The organism is Paenibacillus sp. FSL P4-0127 (assembly GCF_038007325.1).
GTDB lineage: Bacteria > Bacillota > Bacilli > Paenibacillales > Paenibacillaceae > Fontibacillus > Fontibacillus macerans.
Window position 1 is genome coordinate 1384594 of the sequence record NZ_JBBOWY010000001.1, and the last position, 16381, is coordinate 1400974.

Annotated in this window: 13 protein-coding genes; 8 read left to right on the forward strand and 5 right to left on the reverse strand. The window is 54.7% G+C overall.

The window, feature by feature from the left end:
- Positions 1-88: 88 nt before the first annotated feature.
- From NYE74_RS06125 to cydC, 4 genes are read left to right on the forward strand one after another with little or no spacing between them, the layout of a single operon-like run.
- Positions 89-1495, forward strand: a complete 1407-nt coding sequence (locus tag NYE74_RS06125; RefSeq protein WP_371861009.1) for a cytochrome ubiquinol oxidase subunit I — start codon at positions 89-91, stop codon at positions 1493-1495.
- Positions 1482-2498: a cytochrome d ubiquinol oxidase subunit II gene (cydB, locus tag NYE74_RS06130; RefSeq protein ID WP_124332428.1), complete on the forward strand. Its 1017-nt coding sequence runs from the start codon at positions 1482-1484 to the stop codon at positions 2496-2498. Before NYE74_RS06125 ends, cydB begins: the two co-directional genes overlap by 14 nt.
- The gene (cydD, locus tag NYE74_RS06135) at positions 2498-4234 is read left to right on the forward strand and encodes a thiol reductant ABC exporter subunit CydD (protein WP_316560676.1); all 1737 of its coding nucleotides are present in this window, start codon (positions 2498-2500) and stop codon (positions 4232-4234) included. Before cydB ends, cydD begins: the two co-directional genes overlap by 1 nt.
- Positions 4231-5997, forward strand: coding sequence for a thiol reductant ABC exporter subunit CydC (cydC, locus tag NYE74_RS06140; protein ID WP_036619113.1), 1767 nt, complete (start codon positions 4231-4233; stop codon positions 5995-5997). Before cydD ends, cydC begins: the two co-directional genes overlap by 4 nt.
- A gap of 785 nt (positions 5998-6782) precedes the next feature.
- Here the strand turns inward: cydC and NYE74_RS06145 are convergent.
- Positions 6783-7976 (reverse strand): IS4 family transposase, encoded by a 1194-nt coding sequence (locus tag NYE74_RS06145; protein ID WP_036618208.1) that lies wholly within the window; start codon positions 7974-7976, stop codon positions 6783-6785.
- Positions 7977-8774: 798 nt separating this feature from the next.
- Here NYE74_RS06145 and NYE74_RS06150 point away from each other — a divergent pair.
- From NYE74_RS06150 to NYE74_RS06160, 3 genes are all read left to right on the forward strand, one after another.
- Complete coding sequence (locus NYE74_RS06150; RefSeq protein WP_341004645.1) at positions 8775-9686, forward strand: LysR family transcriptional regulator; 912 nt, start codon at positions 8775-8777, stop codon at positions 9684-9686.
- Between the two features lie 208 nt (positions 9687-9894).
- Positions 9895-10338: a DUF1641 domain-containing protein gene (locus tag NYE74_RS06155; RefSeq protein WP_036619115.1), complete on the forward strand. Its 444-nt coding sequence runs from the start codon at positions 9895-9897 to the stop codon at positions 10336-10338.
- Positions 10339-10353: 15 nt separating this feature from the next.
- Positions 10354-11532 (forward strand): NAD(P)/FAD-dependent oxidoreductase, encoded by a 1179-nt coding sequence (locus NYE74_RS06160; RefSeq protein ID WP_036619116.1) that lies wholly within the window; start codon positions 10354-10356, stop codon positions 11530-11532.
- Positions 11533-11604: 72 nt separating this feature from the next.
- On the opposite strand, the gene gdhA is transcribed toward NYE74_RS06160, so the two are convergent.
- The 4 genes from gdhA to NYE74_RS06180 all read right to left on the reverse strand — a co-directional run bounded on the left by gdhA (position 11605) and on the right by NYE74_RS06180 (position 15224).
- Positions 11605-12978, reverse strand: coding sequence for an NADP-specific glutamate dehydrogenase (gene gdhA, locus NYE74_RS06165; RefSeq protein ID WP_036619117.1), 1374 nt, complete (start codon positions 12976-12978; stop codon positions 11605-11607).
- A 303-nt stretch (positions 12979-13281) separates the two neighbouring features.
- Positions 13282-13932 (reverse strand): nitroreductase family protein, encoded by a 651-nt coding sequence (locus NYE74_RS06170; RefSeq protein ID WP_036619118.1) that lies wholly within the window; start codon positions 13930-13932, stop codon positions 13282-13284.
- 243 nt (positions 13933-14175) lie between these two features.
- Positions 14176-14856 (reverse strand): CidB/LrgB family autolysis modulator, encoded by a 681-nt coding sequence (locus NYE74_RS06175; protein WP_155619337.1) that lies wholly within the window; start codon positions 14854-14856, stop codon positions 14176-14178.
- Positions 14853-15224 carry a CidA/LrgA family protein gene (locus NYE74_RS06180; protein WP_036627395.1) on the reverse strand — a complete coding sequence of 124 codons (372 nt, stop codon included), beginning with the start codon at positions 15222-15224 and terminating at the stop codon, positions 14853-14855. The genes NYE74_RS06175 and NYE74_RS06180 overlap by 4 nt, the downstream gene beginning before the upstream one ends.
- Before the next feature lie 162 nt (positions 15225-15386).
- Here NYE74_RS06180 and cidR point away from each other — a divergent pair, with 162 nt between their 5' ends.
- Positions 15387-16280, forward strand: coding sequence for a cidABC operon transcriptional activator CidR (gene cidR / locus NYE74_RS06185; RefSeq protein ID WP_036619120.1), 894 nt, complete (start codon positions 15387-15389; stop codon positions 16278-16280).
- Positions 16281-16381: the final 101 nt, after the last annotated feature.

Here is a 16381-nt window from a genome sequence, read left to right on the forward strand (position 1 = left end):
CAAAATTATTATTTTTTCGGCGTTCGTTTTCATCAATGAGTGCTAGAATTCACATTAGATAATAATTATTCGAAAGTAGGGGAATGAAATGTTGGATCCGATTCTGCTTGCACGGCTTCAGTTTGCGGTCACGACGATTTTCCATTTCTTCTTTGTGCCTCTGTCCATCGGCCTAGTCGTCCTGATCGCGATCATGGAGACGATGTACGTCGTCAAGGGAAAAGAAGAGTACAAACGGATGGCCAAATTCTGGGGAAAACTGTTCCTGATCAACTTTGCGGTCGGGGTCGTAACGGGGATTCTTCAGGAATTCCAGTTCGGAATGAACTGGTCCGATTACTCGCGGTTCGTAGGGGATGTGTTTGGCGCGCCGCTCGCGGTGGAAGCGCTGTTCGCCTTCTTTATGGAATCGACCTTTATCGGACTGTGGATCTTCGGCTGGGATCGCCTGTCCAAGAAGGTGCATCTGCTGTGTATTTGGCTGGTGGCTCTGGGGACGACGGTATCGGCGTTCTGGATTTTGGCGGCCAACTCGTTCATGCAGCGCCCGGTCGGGTTTGAAATCAATAACGGCCGTGCGGAAATGAACGACTTCTTTGCGCTGATCGGCAACGGCCAGCTGTGGGTGGAATTCCCGCATACCGTGCTTGGCGCGTTTGCCACAGGAGCGTTTATGATCGCCGGGGTCAGCGCGTATAAGCTGCTGAAACGCCAGGATACGTCCTTTTTCAAAAAATCGTTTACGATCGGCATCATCGTTGCTTTAATCGCTTCGTTCGCCACGGCGCTGTTCGGCCATCAACAAGCGCAGTATCTGGTCAAAACGCAGCCGATGAAAATGGCCGCGTCCGAAGGCCTGTGGGGCAAATCCGGCGACCCGGCGCCTTGGACGCTGTACGCGCACATCGATTCGGGCAACGGGAAAAACGACTTTGAAATCAAAATCCCTTACCTGCTCAGCTTCCTGTCTTACAGTAAATTTTCCGGCGAAGTAAAAGGAATGCACGAGCTTCAGGCCGAATATGAACAATCATATGGGCCTGGAGATTATATTCCGCCGGTGCGGACGACCTTCTGGAGCTTCCGGATCATGATCGCCGCCGGCTGTCTGATGATCCTGCTTGGACTTTACGGGACGTATCTCGCTTGGCGCAAAAAGCTGGACCGTCCGAACAAATGGTTCTACCGCGCGATGCTGTGGTCGATCTCGCTGCCGTTTATCGCCAATACGTCCGGCTGGATCATGACGGAAATCGGCCGTCAGCCGTGGACGGTATTCGGCCTGATGCAGACGAAGGACAGCGTATCGCCGAGCGTCACCGGCGGGCAAATTTTGTTCTCCCTGATCGCGTTCACGCTGATTTACGCGGTGCTTGGAGCGGTGATGGCCTACCTGTTCGTTAAAGTTATCAAGAAAGGGCCGAATGAGGACGGCGCCGGTGCCGACCATTCGACGGATCCATTTGGTAAGGAGGGTTATCATGCTGTCTCTTAATGAGCTGTGGTTTATCCTTGTCGCGGTATTGTTCATCGGTTTCTTTTTTTTGGAAGGTTTTGATTTCGGCATCGGAATGAGCACCCGGTTTTTGGCAAAAAATGATATGGAGCGTCGCGTGCTGATCAACTCGATCGGACCGTTCTGGGATGCCAACGAGGTATGGCTGCTGACGGCGGGCGGGGCCATGTTCGCCGCGTTTCCGAACTGGTACGCCACGATGTTCAGCGGATATTACACCCCGCTCGTCGTGCTGCTGCTGGCGCTGATCGCCCGCGGGGTCGCCTTTGAATTCCGCGGCAAGGTCGGCAGCGAGAAATGGAAGTCGACCTGGGACGCCGCGATTTTTCTCGGCAGCCTGCTGCCGCCGTTCCTGCTCGGCGTGGTGTTCGCCGGTCTGATGAAAGGCCTGCCGATCGACGGGGACATGGAAATGAAGGCCGGCCTGTTCGATATGGTGAACGTCTACACGCTGGTCGGCGGCATTACGGTCGTGGTGCTGTGCCTTGTGCACGGCCTGCTGTTCGCCTCGCTGCGCACGACGGGCAGCTTGCGGGAGCGGGCCCGCAAGCTGGCGCATAAAATGCTGATTCCGCTCGCCGTATTGTTCGTACTGTTTGGCGTGTTGACCTACTTCCAGACGGACGTGTTCCAAGTCCGCGGCTTGGTGCTAGGGCTGGTAGGGTTGCTCGGCGTTATCGCCTTTGTGTTGGGGGGATGGTTTATCTCCAAGCAAAAAGACGGCTGGGCGTTCGGCATGACCGGAACGATGATCGCCTTATCGATCGCGGCGGTGTTTATCGGGTTGTTCCCGCGCGTCATGGTTAGCTCGATCAGCGAGACGTTTTCCCTGACGATCCAGAACGCGTCTTCCGGGCCGTATTCGCTGAAGGTCATGACGATCGTGTCTTTAACCCTGCTGCCGTTTGTGCTGGGGTACCAAATTTGGAGTTATTTCGTTTTCCATAAACGCGTACACGAGAAGGAGCATTTGGAATATTAATGGGACGCGGTTTGATGAAATTTCAAGGGGTGCGGCCGGTCATGGCGATCATGGCCCTGCTGACCCTGCTTCAGAGCATCGCAATCATCGGGCAGGCTAAATGGCTGGCGGAGATCGTCTCCGCCCTGTTTGCCGGCGCCAAGCTGCAGGAACAAGCCGGCGGGGCCGGTTTGTTCCTGCTTGCTTTTATGGTGCGGCAAATTTGCGCGCTGACGATGCAGAAGACGGCCTACCGTTTTGCGGAAGAGACGGCGCGGGACCTGCGGAAGCAGGTGCTGGAGAAGCTGTTTCAGCTGGGTCCGCGGTTTACTGGAACCGAAGGCACAGGGAACCTGGTGACCTTGGTGCTGGAGGGCGTGGCCAAATTCCGCAATTACCTGGAGCTGTTTCTGCCGCGGATGCTGGCGACCGGGCTTACGCCGGTGCTGATTTTGGCTTACGTTTATAAGCTGGATCTAGCTTCCGGGGTTATCCTGACGATCACGATGCCGATTTTGATCGCGTTTATGATTTTGCTCGGGCTGGCGGCGCGGAAGCAAACGGAGCGGCAGCTCAAATCTTACCGCGTGTTGGCGAACCATTTCGTCGATTCGCTGCGCGGTCTGGAGACGCTGAAATTCCTCGGGCGCAGCAAATCGCATCAGCAATCGATCGCCCGGGTGAGCGATTCCTATCGCTCGGCGACGATGCGCACGCTGCGGGTCGCCTTTTTGTCTTCGTTTGCGCTCGACTTCTTTACGATGCTGTCGGTCGCTTCGGTGGCGGTCAGCCTCGGGCTGCGGCTGGTGGACGGGGAAATGCTGTTGCTGCCCGCGCTGACCGTGCTGATTTTGGCGCCGGAGTATTTCTTGCCGGTGCGGATGGTCGGGGCGGATTTCCACGCCACCCTGGACGGGAAAGAAGCCGGGGAAGCGATGCAGGCGATCATCACGGCGGCGGAGGAGGAGGCGTCCAAGGCGGCGCCGGTGCCGGAAGGCGTGGCCTGGGCGTGGACGGCGGACAGTACGCTGGCCTTGCATGGCGTGGGCGTGATTCATGAGCGGGAGGCCAAGGCCTCGCTGGAGGACGTCGGGCTGTCGCTTCGCGGCATGGGCAAAATCGGCATCATCGGCGAAAGCGGAGCCGGAAAGTCGACGCTGATCGACGTGATCGGCGGTTTTTTGCGGCCGACGTCCGGCGGCTTTGAGCTGAACGGCAGCGCGCTGGGCGACTTGACGGCCGCGGGCTGGCGGGAGCAAATCACTTATATTCCGCAGCGTCCGTATATTTTCAGCGGCAGCCTGGCCGATAATATAAGCTTCCATGCGCCCGGGGCTTCGCGCGGGGACGTGGAGCGGGCGGCGGTGGCGGCCGGGCTCGGGGAATTGGCGCGCAGCTTGCCCGGCGGGCTGGACGAGCCGATCGGCGGCGGCGGGCGGACGCTGAGCGGCGGCCAGGAGCAGCGGGTGGCGCTGGCCCGGGCTTTAGTCAGCAAACGGCCGATCATTTTGCTCGACGAGCCGACGGCCCATTTGGACATCGAGACGGAATACGAATTGAAGAATACGATGCTGCCTTTGTTTGAAGGCAAGCTCGTATTGCTGGCCACCCACCGCCTGCATTGGATGCGGGAGATGGACCGCATTATCGTGATGGAGCAGGGCCGGGTGGCGGAATTGGGAACGCATGACGAGCTGATGAAGAAACGGGGCGCTTATTACCGCATGGTTGCGGCGCAGCGGGAGGAGATCGGATGAAGCGGGAGTCTTGGATTGGCCCTTATTTTCGCTTGTACAGCGGACGGTTTGCCCTTTATTTGCTCCTCGGCGTGCTTACGCTGCTCTCCGCCGGCATGCTGATGTTTACTTCCGGTTTTCTGATCTCGAAGTCGGCGCTGCAGCCTTACAATATTTTGCTGGTGTACGTGCCGATCGTCGGCGTGCGCACATTTGGGATCGGCCGGGCGGTCATCCACTATGTCGAGCGGCTGGTCGGGCATGACACGGTGCTGCGGATTTTGGCCCGGATGCGGGTGCGCCTGTACCGGATTTTGGAACCCCAGGCGCTTTTTATCCGCTCCCGCTACCGGACGGGGGACATTCTCGGGGCGCTGGCCGATGATATCGAACAGCTGCAGAACGTATATATCCGTACCGTGTTTCCGGGTCTGGTCGCTTTGATTTTGTATGCCGCGGCCGTAATTGCGATGGGATTTTTCGATGTGACGTTCGCTTTGCTGCTGGCGGGGTACATTTTTGTTTTGGTGGCGGTGTTGCCCTATGTGACGCTGCGGCTGACCCGGCGGACCAACGAAGAGGTCAAACGCGAGCGTGGCGGGCTGTACCGCACCTTGACCGACGCCGTCATGGGCATCGGCGATTGGGTGATCAGCGGCCGGGCGGACGAATTCCTGGCCTCGTACGAGCGGGATGAGGCGGCCGTGGCCCGCAAAGACCGCAAGCTGCGGGCATGGGCGCGCTGGCGGAGCCTGATCGGACAAATGGTCGTTGGCCTCGCCGTCGTCTCGATGGTGTACTGGGCCGGCGGGCAGGCCGCGGCCGGACAGATCGACGCCACGCTGATCGCCGCGTTTGTGCTGATCGTGTTTCCGCTGGCGGACGCGTTTTTGCCCGTCTCGGACGCGGTGGAGCGTATCCCGCAGTACGGCGTGTCGTTGGCGCGGCTGGAGCGGATCGAGCACTCCGGCGGTGAGCAGCGGCAGGCCGCTGGCGGAGCGGGCGTTGCCGGCGGGAGCGGGGGATTCCGCGGCATGGCCCCGGAGGCTGCTCAAGCCGTCCACATTCGGCTGCAGGGCGTGCGCTTCGCGTATGCGGCGGGCGGCGCCATTTCCGTGGACGGTGTGTCGCTGGACATCCCGCAGGGCAAGCGGGTTGCCGTGATCGGCCGCAGCGGCGCGGGCAAGTCGACGCTGCTGAAGCTGATCCAGGGGGCGCTTGCCCCAAGCGATGGAACGGTGACGTTTAACGGCGTCCCCGCCGCGGCCTTAGGCGAACGGATGCCGGAGTACGTGTCCGTTCTGAATCAGAGCCCGCATCTGTTCGACACGACGGTGGCGAACAACATCAGGCTCGCCCGGCCGGAGGCTGCGGACGAGGAGATCCGCCGGGCCGCGCAAGCTGCGCAGCTGGGCCCGCTGATCTCGGCGCTGCCGGAGGGCCTGAACACGCCGATGCGCGAAACGGGCCAGCGTTTCTCCGGCGGCGAACGGCAGCGCGTGGCGCTGGCGCGGATCTTGCTGCAGGACACGCCCGTGCTCATCCTCGATGAGCCGACCGTAGGGCTCGATCCGCGCACGGAGCGTGAGCTGCTGGCGACGATCTTCCGCACGACGCAGGGCAAAACGCTCATCTGGGTGACGCACCATCTGGTCGGCGCGGAGAAGATGGACGAGATTATTTTTATGGAGCATGGCCGCATCCTGATGCGGGGCACCCACGCCGAACTGATGAAGTCCGAACCGCGCTACCGCAATCTATACCGCTTGGACCGGCCGGATTAACGGCTTGGCAGCGGTTATAGGCTGTATGTCGAGGGACTCCGGCGGCAGCATCAAACCGGATGTAGCAATGGCAAGACCGGCTGCTTACCACTTCATTCGATTCATTCGTTATTGGAGTTAGCGGGTTCGGCATCCGGGGGCTTGGGTCTTTCGCTAACGGTTGTGATAGCCGTTATTTAGCTGAAAAGCGGGGGTTTCAATTTCTAACGGTTGCAACGGCGCTTACTTGGGTGAAAAAGGCTCGAATCCGCGGAAAAAAGCAAAAATTAGCTTTATGGCAACCGTTAAATTTTGTTTTGGTCACATTATGCCGAAATAACGGCGCTGGCAACCGTAAGAATGACGGCTCACCCGAGAGGCCGCGTCTTTCTGATCGTCAAGCGCCGTTTTTAGTTTTGAGCTAGCTAAAACAGCTCGGCTTGGGAAGTATGTTTGACAGCAGCCGGCTTCCGGAATGACGAGGACCGTCGGCCTTCAAATAACGTCACTTTTTGCTCTTATTCTCTGCTCTCCGGCATGTCCATCCCATTAGCGGCATTTTTTGTCCTTATTTTCTTATGAATGGCCCGAAACGGGGATATTTCTTCACGATTCGAGAAAATAGCGGCATAAATTGCACTAGCGTTGCAAGAACACTAACATCAATTTTCAGCAAAACCCACATTTGGATTATTGAAACTATAAATGGATTTTTTTACAGTCATTTTTTAAGCTTAAGACCAAAAAGCCAAGGTTACCTAATGCGTAGGTCGCGATGTCCCATTAAATGTATATAATGGATATTATTACTTGAATTTGCTTGGCTTAATTATCCCAACCATTGTGCGCACCGATAACGCTTTGGGACCTGACCCCGGACGTCTCCCCGGACTACTTCGACTGGGTTTCCGATCCAGTTCGGTTCGAAAGGATCGCCATGAACGGTACAAATACTCGCGGAGAATCCGGAGCACTTGCCAGTTTGTTTTTGCCGTTTGGGTGCTGTGCCGGATGTGCTCCACGAGCAAGGCAGTAATTAAAGCCAAGAATAACTGGTTCCAAATAGCCTGTGGTTTATGACTGTGCAGCTTCTTCAATCGCAAATGTTGCTTCAGCCATTTAAAATACAACTCGATGAGCCAGCGATTTTTGTAGATCTGCGCGATTTCTTCAGCGGTCTTATCCCATACCGATGTAAAAATACGATAAGTCCGTTCCTGCTCGTCATAAAACTCCACCAAACGAACGGAATGTTCCATGGATCGGAAGGAACTGCCCACGCAAACCTTGGCGTCCCGCGTGATGTTCGAGCCTTCCGGAACAGGATACTCCTCAATGACGGTGGCAAGCGCGCGATCTCGCATACGGATCACAAACTGGATGTTGTCCTGGACCCATTGATCCATCCGGGCATAATCATCATAACCGCGATCCATCACATAAATCGCATCCGAGGGGACGACCAGTTCAACGGCCCCCGCACGATCCCCTACATTGAGCGAACTGGGGATCATGGCATCAGGAAATAGCTTGTCGGGAGCTGTAACAACGAGGCGCAGATGCATCTTGACGCCGCTACTCTTATTTGACATCTTGGCCCAACTTCCAAGTTGAAGCGGCAGTCGAATGCTGGAAGAATCAATGATGTGCAATTTCCCGCTCTGGCCCTGGTGGCAAGCACGTTGCTGTGTTTGTGATGCCAGATGCTGAAACATCCACTCCAACAGCTCCGTTGGGATCTGATCGAGTTTTCGGGATAATTGCGAGCCGCTGATACTCTCCAACTGTAGAAGCTGCTGAAGTTTCGGCTCAGCACGAAGTGCAATTTCCATTTCACCGTAAGATGACCATTGTTTCAACTGAGCATTGATGAAGAGCATGATCGCTTTCATCGTGGTAAGTTTCTTGGTGTAATGGTCGAAGAGTAAACGTTGATGCACATCGATGGGCAGTAAGGAAATCAGTTGACGAATGACCGTTTTAGCTTTAACGTTATCCATGGTTGGTCTCCTTTTGTAGAGAGTTATGGACAACGTACCTACCTCTTTACAATAGGAGATTTTTTATGCTTTTTCCATGAAAAATGATCATAATTACCCATATTTAACTAATATTTGATTATTCGCGTTAGGTTTTATGCAACGCTAGTGCATAAATTGCCTTTATTTTTTTCAAATTGATCGATATCGCCGGAATAACGTCATTTTTTGCTCTTATGGTTTCTGTTGGAGTTCACCGAGTTCGCTAGAGTCCGCCGGAGTTTGTTGAGTTTCGCTAAAGTCACCGAAATTTCGCCGCATTCAACCGCATTCCGCTGAAACTCGCTGGATTTGGCTGGAATCCAACCGAAGTTCCGCAGCATTCCGTATAATCCCGCTGAAGTTCGCCGCGTCCCGCAACATTCCGTTGAAGTTCGCAGCATTCGCGGCACCCCGCCGCATTCCGCTGGCGTTTTCCGGCAGCCTGGTCCTAGTGCCTGCAAATTATGCAGGTATTTTCTTATGTTTCCAGCGCTTTTTCCTGAAGTCTATGCTTCCGTTTCGGTCGCTTCCCTTATATAATGGAGATTAATATATTTACACGGAATGTAAGGGATTTAATGGGTTAATAATCTAATGGTTTAATAGTTTAATGATTTAATGATTTAATGGTGGAGCCATTTAAATGGCCTGCCGGCGGTAGAGCATCGCTTGCTGCGGGCAAGTGCGCCAAAGGCTGCTGACGGCTTAGAAGAAGGCTTTTTCACGAAACAGGGGAATCCGGTTTTTCTGAGGCGTCTGGAATAGGGAGGGTGTGGCATGGAACTGAGGCAAATCCAATATTTCATCGAAGTGGCTAAACTTGAGCATGTGACTGAGGCATCCTACGCTCTGCACGTTTCGCAATCGGCGGTAAGCCGGCAAATTTTCAAGCTGGAAGCGGAGCTGGGCGTGGACTTGTTTATTCATGAAGGGCGCAAGGTCAAGCTGACGCCGATCGGACGGCAGTTTTTAAACCAGATGGAGCAGCTGATGAAAGTCATCGACCATGCCCGTCAGGAGATCGAAGAATATTTGGATCCCGAGCGGGGGACCGTGCGGATCGGCTTCCCCAGCAGCTTGGCGGCGCGGATGGTTCCGGCGGTCGTTTCGGCTTTCCGCAAAAAGTACCCGTATGTCCATTTTCAACTGCAGCACGGCTCGTACAAAGAATTGATGGACTGGGTCGTCGAAGGGGAGATCAACCTGGCGGTGATGGGGCCGGTGCCGCAGCAGGAACCGCAAATCAACGGCGAGATTTTGTTCCGGGAAAAATTCGTGGCGCTCCTTCCCGCCGGACACCCAATGGCCGACCAGCCCTCTTTGAAACTCAGCGATTTGAAAAACGACGTGTTTGTCTTGTTCCCCAAAGGTTTCATTCTGCGCGATATCGTGGTGAGGGCTTGCGCCAATTTGGGGTTTCAGCCCAAGGTCGCTTTTGAAGGGGACGATCTGGATGCCATCAAAGGGCTGGTTTCCGCGGGCCTTGGCCTGACGCTGCTGCCGGAAATCGCCTTAAGCGAGCAGATTCCGCCGACGATTGTGACGGTGCCGATCAATGAACCGCAGGTCACCCGGGATGTCGGGGTCATCGTTCCGGCGGGGCGCGAAATGGCGCCGACGGAAAAGCTGTTTTACGAGTTCCTGACGGAGCTTTCGCCCCAGGCGCTGGGTTATATATCCCCTGGTTAAGCGAACCGAAAAATTTTTAATAATTAAGGACCGTGAAAATAATCACTTTCATGGTCCTTTTTTGTAGAAAATGTGGTACAATTTATTGGGATTGTTGCAGGTTGAGATGTGCCTTTTTTCACTAACCAAAAATGGTTGGAGAAAGAGAAGGTTGGAACACTAAGGAACAAGTAAGTCACTCAAGATCTATTGCAAAGGAGAATCGGAAATGTCAGAAACAATTGCCGAAACGAAGACGGAGCAAGGCGGCGCCTTGTCTGCCGGGCAGCAGGAGCGTGAACTTCTGGAGCAGCTGTTGAAGCCGGAAGTTCAGGAATCCTTGAGCGTGCTGGTAGAGCAGCTTCCTAAATTAACGGAAATGGTCGGCGCGCTGACCAAATCGTATGATTTTTTCAAATCATTGTCGACGGACGAAGTGCTGAAAAACGACATGGTTGGCGGTTTCGCGGAGGTGGCCGGACCGGTGGTGGGCACGGTGAAGAAAGTAGCCGCCAACGTCATCGAAGCCAGAGATCGGGCTGAAGAGAGCCAGGAGGTAATCGGCTTGTTCGGTCTGCTTAGAATGCTTAAGGATCCGCAGGCGCAAAAGCTGTTTCGCTTTGTGAATGCTTATCTTCAAGTCTCTGGCGCACGCGACAGTCAACAAAAATAACGGAGGATAATAACCATGGCAAAAGAAATTGTAATTTTAGGTGCCGGTTACGGCGGTGTGCTTAGCGCTTTGACCGTTCGCAAATATATGGACAGATCGGAAGCGCAGGTGACGGTCGTTAACCAATACCCGACGCATCAGATCATTACGGAGCTGCATCGTTTGGCTGCCGGCAGCATTTCCGAACGGGCGGTGGCGCTGCCGCTGGATAAGCTGTTTAAAGGAAAAGACATCGATCTGCGTATCGCCACGGTCAAGAGCTTTTCGGTGGATAATAAAGAAATTAAGCTTTCCGACGGTTCGACCCTGACTTATGACGCGCTGGTGGTCGGGCTTGGCAGCAAAACGGCCTACTTCGGCATCCCGGGTCTGGAGGAGCACAGCATGGTGCTGAAATCGGCCGATGACGCCAACGCAATTTACAAGCATATCGAGGAGCGGATCAGCGAGTATGCCAAGTCCGGCAATGAAGCGGACGCCACGATCCTGATCGGCGGCGGCGGTTTGACCGGCGTCGAGCTGGTTGGGGAAATCGCCGACCAGCTGCCGAAGCTGACGAAGAAATACGGCGTGGACCGCGAAGCGATCAAGCTGCTGCTCGTGGAAGCGGGGCCGAAGATTTTGCCGGTGTTGCCGGATTCTTTGATCGAACGCGCGACGGCGAGCCTGGAGAAACGCGGCGTGAAATTTTTGACCGGGTTGCCGGTGACGAATGTCGCGGGCAATGTAATCGATTTGAAGGACGGCCAAAAAATCGTGGCCAACACTTTCGTCTGGACAGGCGGCGTGCAAGGCAATCCGCTCGTGGGCGAGTCCGGCCTGGAAGTGAACCGCGGACGCGCTTCGGTCAACCAATTCTTGCAGTCCGTTTCCCATCCGGACGTGTTTGTGGTCGGCGACAGCGCGGTATTTATGGGACCTGACGGCCGCCCGTATCCGCCGACGGCGCAAATCGCCTGGCAAATGGGCGAGCTGACCGGCTACAACCTGTTCGCTTTCTTGCGCGGCAAAAAGATGGAAGGGTTCGAACCGGTCAACTCCGGTACGCTGGCCAGCCTTGGCCGCAAGGACGCCGTAGCGACGATCGGCGCCAACAACACCGAGCTGCGCGGTCTGCCGGCCACGATGATGAAAGAAGCGAGCAACATCCGCTATTTGTCGCACATTAAAGCTCTGGACGCCCTGGCTTATTAATTTAGCCGGGCTCTAGCGAAAAAAAGCGCCCGGGACATTAGATCCCGGGCGCTTTTTTTGGTTTTATTCTATTTAAACTACCCCATGCGCCAGCATCGCGTCGGCGACTTTCAGGAAGCCGGCGATGTTGGAGCCGACCACCAGGTTTCCGGGATGGCCGAACTCTTCGGCGGCTTTTACACTATTGGCATAGATGTTCTTCATGATGCCTTTGAGCTTTTCGTCCACTTCCTCGAAGGTCCAGGACAATCTCGCGCTGTTTTGCGCCATTTCCAGGGCGGAGACGGCGACGCCGCCGGCATTGGCCGCTTTGGCCGGGCCGAAATATACTCCGCTGTTCAGATACACCTCGATCGCTTCCAGCGTCGAAGGCATGTTGGCGCCCTCGGCGACGAATTTCACGCCTCCGGCGACGAGCTGCTTTGCCGCAGCTTCATCGATTTCGTTTTGTGTCGCGCACGGCAGGGCGATATCGCAAGGGATGCTCCAGATATTGCGGCAGCCCTCATGGTATTCCGCACCCGGATGCTCGTTCACGTATTCCTTAATCCGTTTTCTTTCGACTTCCTTCAACCGTTTGACCGTTTTCAGGTCGATGCCGTTCGGATCGTACACGTAACCGTTCGAATCGCTGCACGCGACCACCTTGGCTCCCAGCTGCTGCGCTTTTTCGATGGCGTAGATCGAAACGTTGCCGGAACCGGAAACGACGACCGTTTTGCCTTCAAAGGTTTCGCCTTTGCTGGTCAGCATTTCCGCCGTGAAGTACACCAGGCCGTACCCCGTTGCTTCGGTGCGCGTCAGGCTGCCGCCGTACGTCAGGCCTTTCCCCGTCAACACGCCGGTTTCACTGCCGTAAAGCCGTTTGTACTGGCCGAACATGTAGCCGATTTCCCGTCCACCTACGCCGATATCTCCGGCAGGCACATCCATGTCGGGACCGATGTATTTGGCCAGCTCGGTCATAAAACTCTGGGTGAATCTCATGACCTCCAGCTCCGATTTGCCTTTGGGATCGAAATCCGAGCCGCCTTTCCCGCCGCCGATCGGCAAGCCGGTCAGCGAATTTTTGAAAATTTGCTCGAAGCCGAGGAATTTAATGATGCTGGCATTTACCGACGGATGAAAGCGCAGCCCGCCTTTGTAAGGCCCAATCGCGCTGTTGAATTGCACGCGGAAGCCGCGGTTAACCCGTACTTTGCCCTGATCGTCCACCCACGGAACGCGGAAGCTGATCAAACGCTCCGGCTCCACGATTCTTTCGAGGATGCCGCTTTCCTGGTATTTCGGATGTTTGGCAAACACCGGAACCAGCGAATCCAAAATCTCCTTCACCGCTTGATGGAATTCGTGTTCTCCCGGATTGCGTTTTTGAACGGCTTCATAAACTTCAGCCACATAGCGGCTGGCTTGTTCCAGTGCCTCGTTTTGCTGTGTAATCGCCATTTGGATCCACCCTTTCTCGCTAAAAACATGTTCTACTTTTCACGTTTTTTATGACCTTTATTGTAATATCTATGTAAGCTTTAAACAAAGCTAATTATAGATCAACTTCATGAGCAATTGAGATCAACTTCGCCGAGCGGCCGCTCAAGCCGCGGACTTATGCAGAAAAAAAGCAAATGACCTGATATAGTATGCGCCAAACGGCGGCCAAACCGGCTGGGAATTTCGAAAAAATAGGGGCAGCCATCCGGGCATAAAAAAAGCGGAAGAACCTTTCGGTTTCCTCCGCTTTTTGTTTGCTTATCAGGATTGGAACGAGTTCCAGGACGTCACTTGATCTACGCCCAGGCGCGGTGTGGCATGAGCCGGTTTGGCCGCTTTGCCGATGGCGATGAGGAGGATCGGCTTGAGCGTTTCCGGAACTTCGAAGACCTCGGCGAATTTTTCCGGATTGTATCCGGCCATCGGCACGGTGTCGTAGCCTTTCGCTTTGGCGATCAGCATCAGCTGCATGGAGATCAGACCGGCGTCGAGCAAGTTGACCTGATGGAGCCGCTCGTCTCCCAAACCTCCGTACATTTGCTGCAAACGTTCGACAAAATTGGTTTTCACCTCTTCGGTCATTGCGCCCATCGCCACGGACTGGCTGTAAATCGCATCGGCCTGCTCATAGGACTTCAGGTCGCCAAGCACCGCGATAACGGCGGAAGCTTCCACGACCTGCTGCTGGTTGTTGGCGATCGGCAGCAGCTTTTGCTTCAGCTCGTCTTCGTCAATCACCAAAAACCGCCAAGGCTGCAAATTGGAAGAGGAAGGAGCGGAAAGCGAAAGCTCCAGCATTTCCTTCAGTTCTTCCCGGGAGATTTTCACCGACGGGTCGTAAGCGCGAACCGAATGTCTTTCCCGAAGTACCGTATAAAAATCGTTCAGATTTACTGTCTCTGCCGTACTCATATCCAAAATCATCCTTTCTTTATAAAATGATCTCGATCACAGTATAAAGCCTAACTGTTAGTATTTCAAGTACAGTTTTAAATGATGCCGGCCAAATGTTGACTCGGCATAAACGGGCGAAAAGCCGGCCGTCGGTGGAAGCCGCAAGGCAAAGACTTACCGCGCAAAAAAATACCCCCGCCCAAGGCGGAGGTTCAAGAGGAAACTATATGTTGAGTTTGGAGGAACCGTAAGGTTATTGCATTATTGCAGCAGCGAGATCAGCATCGGGGCGGCGCCCAACGTGAACAAGGCGGCCAAAATCATGGAGATGCTGGAGATCGTGCCGGTCAGCGAGCTTAGCTCAAACGCTTTGGACGTTCCGGTGCCGTGGGCGCTCGTGCCGAACAATACGCCGCGCGCCACCTCGTTTTCGATGCGGAACAGCTTCACGACCAGCGGCCCGAGCATCGTTCCGAGCAGGCCGGTAATAATGACGAAGACGGCTGTAATATTCGGCACGCCGCCGATGACCTGGGAGACGTTCATAGCGATCGGCGTCGTAATCGAACGGGGGATCAGGCTTGTGATCAGATCGTTGTCCAGATGCAGCCACTCGGCCAGGAAGGCCGAAGAGAACATCGCCACCACCGAACCGGTCAGTACGCTGATGAGAATTTCCACCGCGTGTTTTTTCAGAACATTGTAGTATTTATATAGCGGAACGGCAAAAGCGACGGTGGCGGGCTGCAGCATCGTGCTAAGCCATTTTCCCCCGGCCTGGTAAGTTTCGTAAGGAATCTGCGCCCACATCAGGCCGATGACCAGAAACAGCGGCGTAATCAGCAGTGGGGACAAATAAACTTTAGGCCGGATTTTGTACAGCCGTTTGGCCAGATAATAAATCACCAATGTAAAAACAAGGCTAAGCAAACCGGTGATCATGAGCTGTGACGCTCCTTTCGTTTGGAAATGCGGGAGGCGACAAGCCCCGAGCTGATCATGACGATCAAGGTGCTGAAAATGACGACGATCAAAATCCGCACGCCTTCGCTTTCCAGCAGCGGCATATATTTCATAATGCCAACGGCGGACGGAATAAAGAACAGCAGCAGCTCGGCGAGCAGCCAGTTTGCGCCTTGTTCGATCCACGCCAGCTTGACGATGTTGGTTTTCAGAAGGACAAACAACACGAAAATGCCCAAAATCGAGCCGGGTACCGGCAGATGAAGCAGCTTTGCAACCTCGTTCATGACAAAGGTGAATAAAAATAAAATCGCTACTTGAAATACGCCCTTGCCGGCCGTTTTCATTATTTTCATCGTGTTCATGGTGAACGGAAGCTCCTTCCTGTCGGTTTTGCGTCGTTGATAATGAAAATATTACACCGATTGTTTTCATGGGTAAAATGAATATACTGAATGAATAACATTCCAATTGGCTATCGATAGGTTGTGAAAGGAGTGTCTCCAAATTTGGATATTCGGCAAATGCAATATTTGATCGAGGTTGCCCGGTTCAAAAGCTTTACGAAAGCGGCCGAAGCGCTGTATATCACCCAGCCGACCATCAGCAAGACGATCAAAAGCATGGAGGACGAACTGGGCGTCGTTTTGTTCGATCGGGTCGGCAAAAAAATCGTGCTCACCGATGCCGGTCAAATCATAGTGGGACAAGCGCAGCAAATCGTCACCTCGTTCCAAAACCTGGTGGCGGAGCTGGACGACCTGCGGAATTTGAAAAAAGGGCATATCCGGATCGGACTTCCCCCGATGGTGGGATCGAGTTTTTTTCCGAAAGTGATCGGGCAGTTTCATCAGAAATATCCGGACATTTCGATCCAGCTGTTTGAGGACGGGGCCAAAAAGGTGGAGTCGGATGTGGTCGGCGGGGCGCTTGATGTCGGCGTTATCGTGCTGCCGGCGACGGCGGAAGAATTAAGCAGTTTTCCGTTCGTGGAAGAGAAGCTCAACCTGGTCGTGCACCCGTCCCACCCGCTTGCGGAGCGGCAGGCGGCGGAACTGTCCGAACTGGCCCAGGACGGGTTCGTCCTGTTCCGGGAGGATTTTACGCTGCATGACCGGATCATTAACGAATGCGCCAAGGCCGGATTTCAGCCGCATGTCATTTACGAGAGCTCGCAATGGGACCTTATCAGCGAAATGGTCGCGGTCGGCCTCGGCATCACGCTGCTGCCGGAAACGATCTGCCGCGAGGTGGATGACGAGCGCGTAAGGATCATTCCGCTGGTAAAGCCGATCATCCCCTGGAAGCTGGGCATCGTCTGGCGGGACGACCGCTATTTGTCCTTTGCGACGAGGGAGTGGATCCGCTTTGCGCAGCAGGAGTTAACGGGGGGCCCGGGATAATATTTCCTGAAATGTTCGAAATTAAAGGCGCAACCGGCAATATTTGCGCTTGTCCGTACCGCACGGGGACTCTATAATTGCCGGATGGGTGTCTTAAATTT